Annotated in this window: 8 protein-coding genes; 6 read left to right on the forward strand and 2 right to left on the reverse strand. The window is 59.6% G+C overall.

Annotated features, from left to right (window positions below):
* Window positions 1-159: 159 nt before the first annotated feature.
* The 6 genes from sufC to HOLFODRAFT_RS0206700 all read left to right on the forward strand — a co-directional run bounded on the left by sufC (window position 160) and on the right by HOLFODRAFT_RS0206700 (window position 5,369).
* Window positions 160-918 (forward strand): Fe-S cluster assembly ATPase SufC, encoded by a 759-nt coding sequence (gene sufC / locus HOLFODRAFT_RS0206675; RefSeq protein WP_005036464.1) that lies wholly within the window; start codon window positions 160-162, stop codon window positions 916-918.
* Window positions 918-2,186, forward strand: coding sequence for a Fe-S cluster assembly protein SufD (sufD, locus tag HOLFODRAFT_RS0206680; RefSeq protein ID WP_005036462.1), 1,269 nt, complete (start codon window positions 918-920; stop codon window positions 2,184-2,186). Before sufC ends, sufD begins: the two co-directional genes overlap by 1 nt.
* Before the next feature lie 98 nt (window positions 2,187-2,284).
* The gene (locus tag HOLFODRAFT_RS0206685; protein WP_005036460.1) at window positions 2,285-2,692 is read left to right on the forward strand and encodes a GxxExxY protein; all 408 of its coding nucleotides are present in this window, start codon (window positions 2,285-2,287) and stop codon (window positions 2,690-2,692) included.
* Window positions 2,693-2,778: 86 nt separating this feature from the next.
* Window positions 2,779-4,005, forward strand: coding sequence for a cysteine desulfurase (locus HOLFODRAFT_RS0206690; RefSeq protein ID WP_005036459.1), 1,227 nt, complete (start codon window positions 2,779-2,781; stop codon window positions 4,003-4,005).
* Window positions 4,006-4,216: 211 nt separating this feature from the next.
* The gene (sufU, locus tag HOLFODRAFT_RS0206695; RefSeq protein WP_005036457.1) at window positions 4,217-4,666 is read left to right on the forward strand and encodes a Fe-S cluster assembly sulfur transfer protein SufU; all 450 of its coding nucleotides are present in this window, start codon (window positions 4,217-4,219) and stop codon (window positions 4,664-4,666) included.
* A gap of 154 nt (window positions 4,667-4,820) precedes the next feature.
* The gene (locus HOLFODRAFT_RS0206700; protein WP_005036456.1) at window positions 4,821-5,369 is read left to right on the forward strand and encodes a NifU family protein; all 549 of its coding nucleotides are present in this window, start codon (window positions 4,821-4,823) and stop codon (window positions 5,367-5,369) included.
* 119 nt (window positions 5,370-5,488) lie between these two features.
* On the opposite strand, the gene HOLFODRAFT_RS23875 is transcribed toward HOLFODRAFT_RS0206700, so the two are convergent.
* Together HOLFODRAFT_RS23875 and HOLFODRAFT_RS19820 are read right to left on the reverse strand one after the other, a co-directional pair.
* Window positions 5,489-6,652, reverse strand: coding sequence for a radical SAM protein (locus HOLFODRAFT_RS23875; RefSeq protein WP_084053433.1), 1,164 nt, complete (start codon window positions 6,650-6,652; stop codon window positions 5,489-5,491).
* Between the two features lie 688 nt (window positions 6,653-7,340).
* Window positions 7,341-8,042 (reverse strand): IS91 family transposase (locus HOLFODRAFT_RS19820; protein ID WP_043486314.1); only part of this gene is annotated, 702 nt, incomplete at its 5' end.

Consider the following 8,042-nt stretch of genomic DNA (forward strand, 5'->3'; position numbering starts at 1 on the left):
AGGGCGCAGAGAAAAGCAAGCCCAGTTGGGTTTTGCAGCGATCCTCCCTCGACTTGGTCAGCCCTTCCCCGTTTTCCCTTGCTTTTCCCTCCGCGCCCTTTCTTTTCCTTCTCCGCGCCCTCCGCGTTCCCGCATTTCCGCCCCGGTAGGAGTCCTCACATGCTCACCATTCGCAATCTGACCGCCCGCATCGGGGAAACCGAAGTCCTTCACGGCATTGATCTGGAGATCAAGGCCGGTGAGGTCCACGCCATCATGGGGCCCAACGGCAGCGGCAAGTCCACCCTGGGCAAGGTCCTGGCGGGACACCCCTCCTACGTTGTCACCGGCGGCGAGGTGCTCTTCGAGGGCAGGAACCTCTTCGAACTCTCCGCCGATGAGCGGGCCAGGGCCGGGGTCTTCCTGGGCTTCCAGCACCCCATCGAAGTGCCGGGTGTCTCCAACGCCAGTTTCCTGCGCCTGGCCTATAACAAGAAGGCCGAGGCCAACGGCCAGGACGAGCTGGATCCCCTGGAGTTCGATGACTACATCCAGGAGAAGATCAAGCTGGTGAAGATGGACTCCTCCTTCCTGGACCGCAGCCTCAACGAGGGCTTCTCCGGGGGCGAAAAGAAGCGGAACGAGATCCTCCAGATGAGCGTCCTGGAACCCAAGCTGGCCATCCTGGACGAGCTGGACTCCGGTCTCGATATCGACGCCCTGCGCATCCTGGGCGAGGCCGTCAACCGCCTCACCACCCCCACCCGGGCCCTGCTGGTCATCACCCACTTCCCCAGGCTTCTGGAGACCGTGGTTCCTGATGCGATCCACGTCCTATACAAGGGCCGCATCGTGAAGCAGGGCGGCAAGGAACTGGCCCTGGAGCTGGAGGAACGCGGTTACGACTGGATCACGGCGGAAGCCGCCGGGAGGGCCTGATGAGCGCCGCCATCGATTTCCTGCCAGAGGTGGCTGCGGCCTCCCGGCCCAAGGAGTGGGAGACCCTCCGGGCCAAAGCCGAGACCCACCTGGATGGCAAGAGCTACCCTGCCCCCAAGGCCGAGGACTGGAAATACACCGATCTGGCCCCACTGAAGACCCTGGCGCCCAAGCCCGGCATCCATGCCTGCGTGGACATCCGGGGGCACATCCTGCCGGAAAGCCGTGGTGCCCGCTTGGTCTTTGTCAATGGCCACTACGATCCCCACTACAGCAACGCCTCGGGCCTGCCCCCGGGCGTGCGGATGCTCCAGCTCGCCAGCGCCTCCGAGGCAGCTTCGGCCCTGGGCACCCTGGCCACCCCCGAAACCTGCGATGTCTTCGCCAACCTCAACACCGCCAAGTTCGCGGACGGTGCCTTCATCTACGTCCCCAAGGGACTCCAGGTGGAGCCGGTGCTCCACGTCTGTTTCATGGGTGCCCCCGATGGCGACCAAGCCACCTGCGCCCACCCCAGGCTCCTGGTGGTGCTGGAGAAGGGAGCCGAGCTCCATCTGGTGGAGGAATACAGCGGCCAGGGCAGCTACTTCACCAACGCTCTCACGGAAGTGATCGTCAAGGATGGCGCAGAGCTTCGCCATGAGCGTATCCAGCTGGAATCCCCTGAAGCCATCCACCTCTGCCACCTGCGGGCCCAGGTGGGCCGCTCCGCCCGCTACTTCAGCCGAACCATCAGCTTCGGAGCCCGCCTCTCCCGCCAGAGCCCCCACGTGGTCCTGGCCGATGAGGGCGCCAAGGTGCATCTGGACGGTCTGGCCCTCCTGGATGGCCAGCAGGTGGCAGACACCCACTCGATCATCGACCACACCCAAGCCAACTGTTCCAGCCGCCAGCTTCACAAGGCCATCGGCGACGGCCAGAGCCGCATCGTCTTCAACGGCAAGATCTTCGTACGCCCCGGCGCCCAGCAGACCGATGCCCAGCAGCAGAGCCGCAACCTGCTCCTGTCCGAAAAGGCCCAGGTGGACACCAAGCCCGAACTCCAGATCCTGGCGGACGATGTGAAGTGCGCCCACGGCGCCGCCATCGGCCAGCTGGACCCCGAGGAGCTCTTCTACCTCCAGAGCCGGGGCCTGGACCTGAACGCCGCCAAGAACCTCCTGACCTATGGCTTTGCCGCCGACCTCCTGAGCCGCATCCCCGTCCCCAGCCTCCGCAAACACCTGCGGCAACTGGTGATGGAGAGGACGAATGCACTGACGATGTAAAAACAAAAGATAAAAGGAGTCAACACAGAGGGCACGGAGGTTAAAAAGAGAGGGCACAGAGAAAAGGTAAGAAACGAAAGACGGAGAAAGGGAAGCAGATGGTGGCGACTACAGATGGCAAGCGGACTCGGGAGCGGATCAACGCTCTGACGGAGTCTGTCATCGGAGCTGGCATCGAAGTTCACCGGGAACTGGGACCGGGGCTGCTGGAATCTGTCTACGAGAAGGCCCTCTGCCGCGAGCTGACCCTAAGGGGCATTCCCTTTGAACAGCAGGTCCAGGTGCCCTTGAGCTACAAAGGCGAGCCTCTGGACACCCACCTCCGCCTGGATCTGGTGGTTGACCAGGTCCTGATCCTTGAACTCAAGGCCGTGGACCGACTTCTCCCCATCCATGAGGCCCAGCTTCTGACCTACCTCAAGCTGTCCCACCTTCCTGTAGGCCTCCTCCTCAACTTCTACGAAACCAAACTCAAGGACGGCCTCAAACGCCTCATCCGCGATTGACCCCCATCTTTTCCTCTGTGCCCTCTCTTTTTTCTCTCTGTGCCCTCTGTGTTGACTCCTTTGATCTTTTCCCAGCGAAGCCGCCCATGACCAAATACCTCGATGTCGCCACGATCCGCCAGGACTTCCCGCTCCTGACCGCTCCCTTCCACGGCAAGCGCCTGGTCTACCTCGACAGCGCCGTCAGCGGCCAGGTCCCCCTGCCCGCCATCGAGCGGATGCACCACTACGAGGCCTACGAGCACACCAATGTGCACCGCGGTGTCTCGACCCTGAGCCAGGAGGCCACGGACTCCTATGAGGGCGCCCGGGAGAAGGTACGTGCCCTGCTGAACGCCCCCAGCTCCAAGCAGGTCATCTGGACCCGGGGCACCACCGAGTCCATCAATCTGGTGGCCCAGGCCTGGGGCCGCCAGAACGTGAAGGAGGGCGACGAGATCCTCCTCTCCGCCATGGAGCACCACGCCAACATCGTGCCCTGGCAGCTCCTGGCCCAGGAGAAGGGCGCCAAGATCAAGGTCATCCCCATGAACGACCGGGGCGAGCTGATCCTGGAAGACCTGGACGGCCTGCTCACGGAGCGTACGAAGATCGTGGGCGTCACCCAGGTCTCCAACGTCCTGGGCACCATCAACCCCGTGAAGGAGATCATCGCCAAGGCCCACGCCAAGGGCATCCCCGTCCTCGTGGACGGCGCCCAGGGCGTGCCCCACATGCCGGTGGACGTGCAGGATCTGGACTGCGACTTCTACGTCTTCAGCGGCCACAAGCTCTCGGGCCCCACGGGCATCGGCGTCCTCTACGGGCGCAAGGAGCTCCTGGAGGCCATGCCCCCCTGGCACGGCGGCGGAAGCATGATCCTCTCGGTGACCTGGGAGAAGACCGTCTTCATGGGCATCCCCGCCAAACTGGAAGCCGGCACCCCAGCCATCACCCAGGCCATCGGCCTCGGGGCCGCCATCGACTACCTCAAGGGCCTCAGCTTCGACCGCATCGCCGCCCATGAGCACGCCCTCCTGCAGTACGCCACGGATCGCCTCAAGGCCATCGAGGGCCTGCGGATCATCGGCGAAGCCGCCAACAAGGCCAGCGTGATCTCCTTTGTCCTGGAGGGCATCCACCCCCACGACATCGGCAGCATCCTGGACCACGAAGGCATCGTGGTGCGGGCGGGCCACCACTGCGCCCAGCCCGTCATGCAGCACTTCCAGGTCCCCGCCACCACCCGGGCCTCCCTGGCCTACTACAACGACGAAGCCGATGTCGATGCCCTGGTGGTCGGCATCCAAAAGGTGAAGGACATCTTCGGGTAGCGCAGCCAACAGATCAAAAGAGTCAACGCAGAGGGCGCAGAGGAAAAAATGAGAGGGCGCAGAGGAAAAGACGAGAAAAGCAGATCGGGTTCTCCCGACCTGCCCGGCTTCTCCTCCTGTTTTTCTCGCTTTTCATCTTTCCTCTGCGCCCTTTCTTTTCTGTCTCTGCGCCCTCTGCGTTCCAGCATTTTGAGTCATTGAGGTAACCACCATGTCCGATCCCCGCGAGCTCTACCAGCAAGTCATCATCGAGCACAACAAGAAGCCGCGGAACTTCGGCAAGCTGGAGCCCTGCACGCACCACGCCCATGGCCTGAACCCCCTGTGCGGCGATGACATCGAGATCACCCTTGTCATCGAAAACGGCATCGTCCAGGACCTGAAGTTCCAGGGACACGGCTGCGCCATCTCCCAGGCCTCCAGCAGCCTCATGACCACCAACGTCAAGGGCAAGCCCGTGGAAGAGGCGGAACAGATGGTGGAGGAGTTCCGGGCCATGATCCGGGGCAGCCTGGACCCCACCAAGGATCCCAACATCCTGGGCCGCCTCTCCCTCTTCCAGGGGGTGCGGGACCTGCCCAGCCGCGTGAAGTGCGCGGTCCTCCCCTGGGCGACCCTCCACAGCGCCATCAAGGGCGAAGACGTCACGAGTACGGAATAAGAGCAAATTCCACCACGAAGGCACGAAGACTCGAAGAAAGACAAAAGAAAGAAAAGGAAATCGGCAATCAAAAAGCACCCTTTGGAATCCCTGGCTTTTCTTGGTGATCCTTTCTGACTTGGTGTCTTTGTGGTTGAATTCTTGAGGTTTTAAAATGCCGAAGATCGCTGAAATCGAATACACCCCCAATCCCCACGCGGTGAAGTTCATCCTGAAGGAACCCGTGGCCGTGGGCTTTCCCCGGAGCTATCCGAACCGGGAGATCGCGGAGGCGGACCCCCTGGCCAAGGCCCTCTTCGAGGTAGGGCACGTGGTTTCGGTATTCATGCAGGACAAGATCCTCACGGTCACCAAGGACGAGGAACTGACCTGGAACGACCTCCTGCCCAAGCTGGCCCCCCCTATCCGCTCGGCTCCCTCCGCTGCCCAGGAGGCTCCGACGCCCCGGGAGGGTTCGCCCACGGTGGACGAGAACGATCCCTTCATCCAGCAGATCTACAAGGTCCTGGAGGACACCATCATGCCGGCCCTGGCGGCCGACGGCGGCGGCCTGGAGATCGTGGGACGCCACGACAAGCAGATCATGATCCGCTATCAAGGCGCCTGCATGACCTGCCCCTCGGGCCTCACGGGCACCCTCATGGCCATCGAGGGGATCCTCAAGAAGGAAGTGGACCCGGAGATCGTAGTGATCACGGTATAAGAGGTGCGCGGGGGCTTTATGGCTGCGTTGCGGGAGGGGATAGCATTAACCTTTCACCACAGAAGGATCTCATGGAGGCTAATGGAAGTCGCCGTCGAGGCTTGAACACAAAATCCAAATCATCTCTGCTCAGCAATGGGAACCAATTTAGTTTCAGTTTGACAATAATCACATGACGTTAGGATATCTCTTTTCAGCAGTAATGTTTCAAGATTCATTCTCAAGTCATTCGGGGAGAGGTTTGCATCAAGTAGGTCCACGCAATCGCTTGGATCCGCAGGGATTGCATTCAGTAGTGTGCCAAATGCTTCGTAGACGCAGATATAAAATTTTCCATTTACGATAGCATTGCATGGAGCGCAGTGTGCGAATTTTTCTATATTCTCCCCGCTGCTTCGGCCATGTTTTTTGGGAAATTCAGTCGTAAACCATTGGGTAGGTGCATTCTCGAATGTATTGAAGGTTTGCCGAAATAACACGCCATGCTCTTTGCACAGCTTTTCTATGGCTTGTTTTTTGGTGGACATATCACCATAATCACTGAAAAATATAGCAATGCCATTTCTTTTAAGAGTATCCAATAGCTCGACGCTTGGAACAATCCGGCCATTGGTGATTATATTTTTAAACTTAATATTGTCAATTTTGCCAATCTCTTCGCATATTTCATTCAAATCTGGGTGAAGAAATGGCTCACCTCCAACAATTGCAAATGTATTTATGCTACCCACAATACTCGATAATTTTTTGGCGCTAGCTATGATCTGATTTCTATCAGCGTTCTGGGGCTTTTCGACATGAGTCATTAGATAACAACAATGTTTACAGCGAAGGTTGCACTTGGTGGTGATCGACATTACAACACTCTTTAAGATGCTCGGCTCCCCTGGGTGTTGTACAAGAAAAGGTTCTCTGGCACCGGTAAACTGATAAGGTTCAAGGAGAACCTTGCTTGAAATGAAATTTGAAAAACCAAGCTCTTCTAATTGTGTTTGCACTTCTCTTTGATGACTATCATTGCCGATAGTTATGATCACTTTTGCATCAAGGTAATTGCCTGCCAGTTCGCTGACAGTGATTACGGGAATTCCTTCAATCGATGTACCGATTTTACTGGCGCTATTATCCGAAATAGCCACAACTCGTGACTTCACTCCCAGATAAGCCAATCGGAGCATGGAAAACATGGCCAACTCACCGGCTCCAAAAAGCACGATTTGTCTGGCTGACAACAATTCATCCATTAGATGAACAAAGTCAAGTGCCTCTTTTGATTTACTCATATTGCCCCATATAGGAGGGATAGGGAATTCAAACGCCTCAAACCGGGTTGGCCTGGGGTCAGAAGATGGTGTTGAGAAGGATCCTCAAGCCCAGAAAAGGGCCTTGTGAGCGTTCGGCCTTGGCCTTTGGACTTGAAATGCACGGCCCATCGTCTCTCCGCACCTGCCCCAAGTCAACTTCTTACACAGCTTCGCCGGAGCGTACCCCTGATTCCTCGCCTCATCCTGTTTCCCCAAGGCCGCACACTGCGACGGTTGGGCCTTCTGGTTCACGCAGTCCAGGATTGCGCCAATGCTCCTGGGTTGGGTGATCCAAGAAATTCGTGGCCTCCGACCAGTGCACCCAGCGCCAGCAAAGCGCCTTGGCGATCCCTACCTCCTCAAAAACAGTGAGCATTTCGTCGGTGGGGCGTGGGCGAGGCTGCCTCAGGTAGACGGAGCCCCCACCGATGAAATGCGGTGTTGAACAAGCCCGGAGCGGCGGGGGAGTTGGGCGAGGGCTATGGGGAAATCGCGCCTGCTGATCCACTTTTGGGGACGCCAGGTCCCCTGTCGCCCAGGGATTGCTGACTGCTGAGCCCGACAGTCCCGGCAGGGGCTTGGACCGAGTTGGCGTCATAGCAGGGCTTCGCCGTCCCGCCGTGGTGGAGGTCGTGGTGCAGGTGATGGATAGCTGAGAGGCTGACAGTCATGGCATCACCGCCGGGGGTGCCCTGGAGGCTTCACTCATCAGCGGTCGCCAGAGGATCAGACCACCACAATGAGGGCAGCGTTGCCCCGTGCCTTCGGCTGGACACGCCTCGGCTCTGGGTTTCGGAGCAGGCAGCAGGGCCCTGGCCTGTTCCAGCAGACCTCCACCCTGGGCCGAGGCGTAGAGGCCAAAGTGCCGGATCTTATGGAAGCCATCCGGAAGGACATGCTGGACAAAGCGGCGCAGGAACTCGATGGGGTGAGGGTGACGGTCTGCTGGCCCCCGGGTGCGGAAGGTGACATGCCCCGGCCCCACGTCGATCAGCCGGGAATTGGCGATACCCACCCGGTGGGTGTAGCGCCCCAGGTAGCTCAGCACATGCTGGGAACGCCGGAAGGGGGCTTTCGCATAGACGACCCAGGACTTGTGGCGGGCGAGGGTGGCCATGAGGGCATTGAAGCCCTGATCTGGCAGGATGCCCTTCCGGCGGAGTCCTCGCAGGGCATCCAGCATCTTTCCCCGCAGCAGCTTGCCCATGGCCTTCACCGGGAACAGGTAGTCCTTTCTGGCGTGGACGAACCGGCTCCCATCCAGCGAAAGCCCGCCCGCCGTGGCCAGCACGTGGACATGGGGATGGAAGCGGAGGTCCCGGGTCCAGGTGTGGAGCACCAGGGTGAGCCCCAGGGTGGCCCGGAGGTC

The sequence above is a fragment of the Holophaga foetida DSM 6591 genome, from assembly GCF_000242615.2.
GTDB lineage: Bacteria > Acidobacteriota > Holophagae > Holophagales > Holophagaceae > Holophaga > Holophaga foetida.

Coding starts and splice junctions, on each gene's coding strand:
- sufC (WP_005036464.1), top strand. CDS start 160: ATGCTCACCATTCGCAATCTGACCGCCCGCATCGGGGAAACCGAAGTC.
- sufD (WP_005036462.1), top strand. CDS start 918: ATGAGCGCCGCCATCGATTTCCTGCCAGAGGTGGCTGCGGCCTCCCGG.
- HOLFODRAFT_RS0206685 (WP_005036460.1), top strand. CDS start 2,285: ATGGTGGCGACTACAGATGGCAAGCGGACTCGGGAGCGGATCAACGCT.
- HOLFODRAFT_RS0206690 (WP_005036459.1), top strand. CDS start 2,779: ATGACCAAATACCTCGATGTCGCCACGATCCGCCAGGACTTCCCGCTC.
- sufU (WP_005036457.1), top strand. CDS start 4,217: ATGTCCGATCCCCGCGAGCTCTACCAGCAAGTCATCATCGAGCACAAC.
- HOLFODRAFT_RS0206700 (WP_005036456.1), top strand. CDS start 4,821: ATGCCGAAGATCGCTGAAATCGAATACACCCCCAATCCCCACGCGGTG.
- HOLFODRAFT_RS23875 (WP_084053433.1), bottom strand. CDS start 6,652: ATGAGTAAATCAAAAGAGGCACTTGACTTTGTTCATCTAATGGATGAA.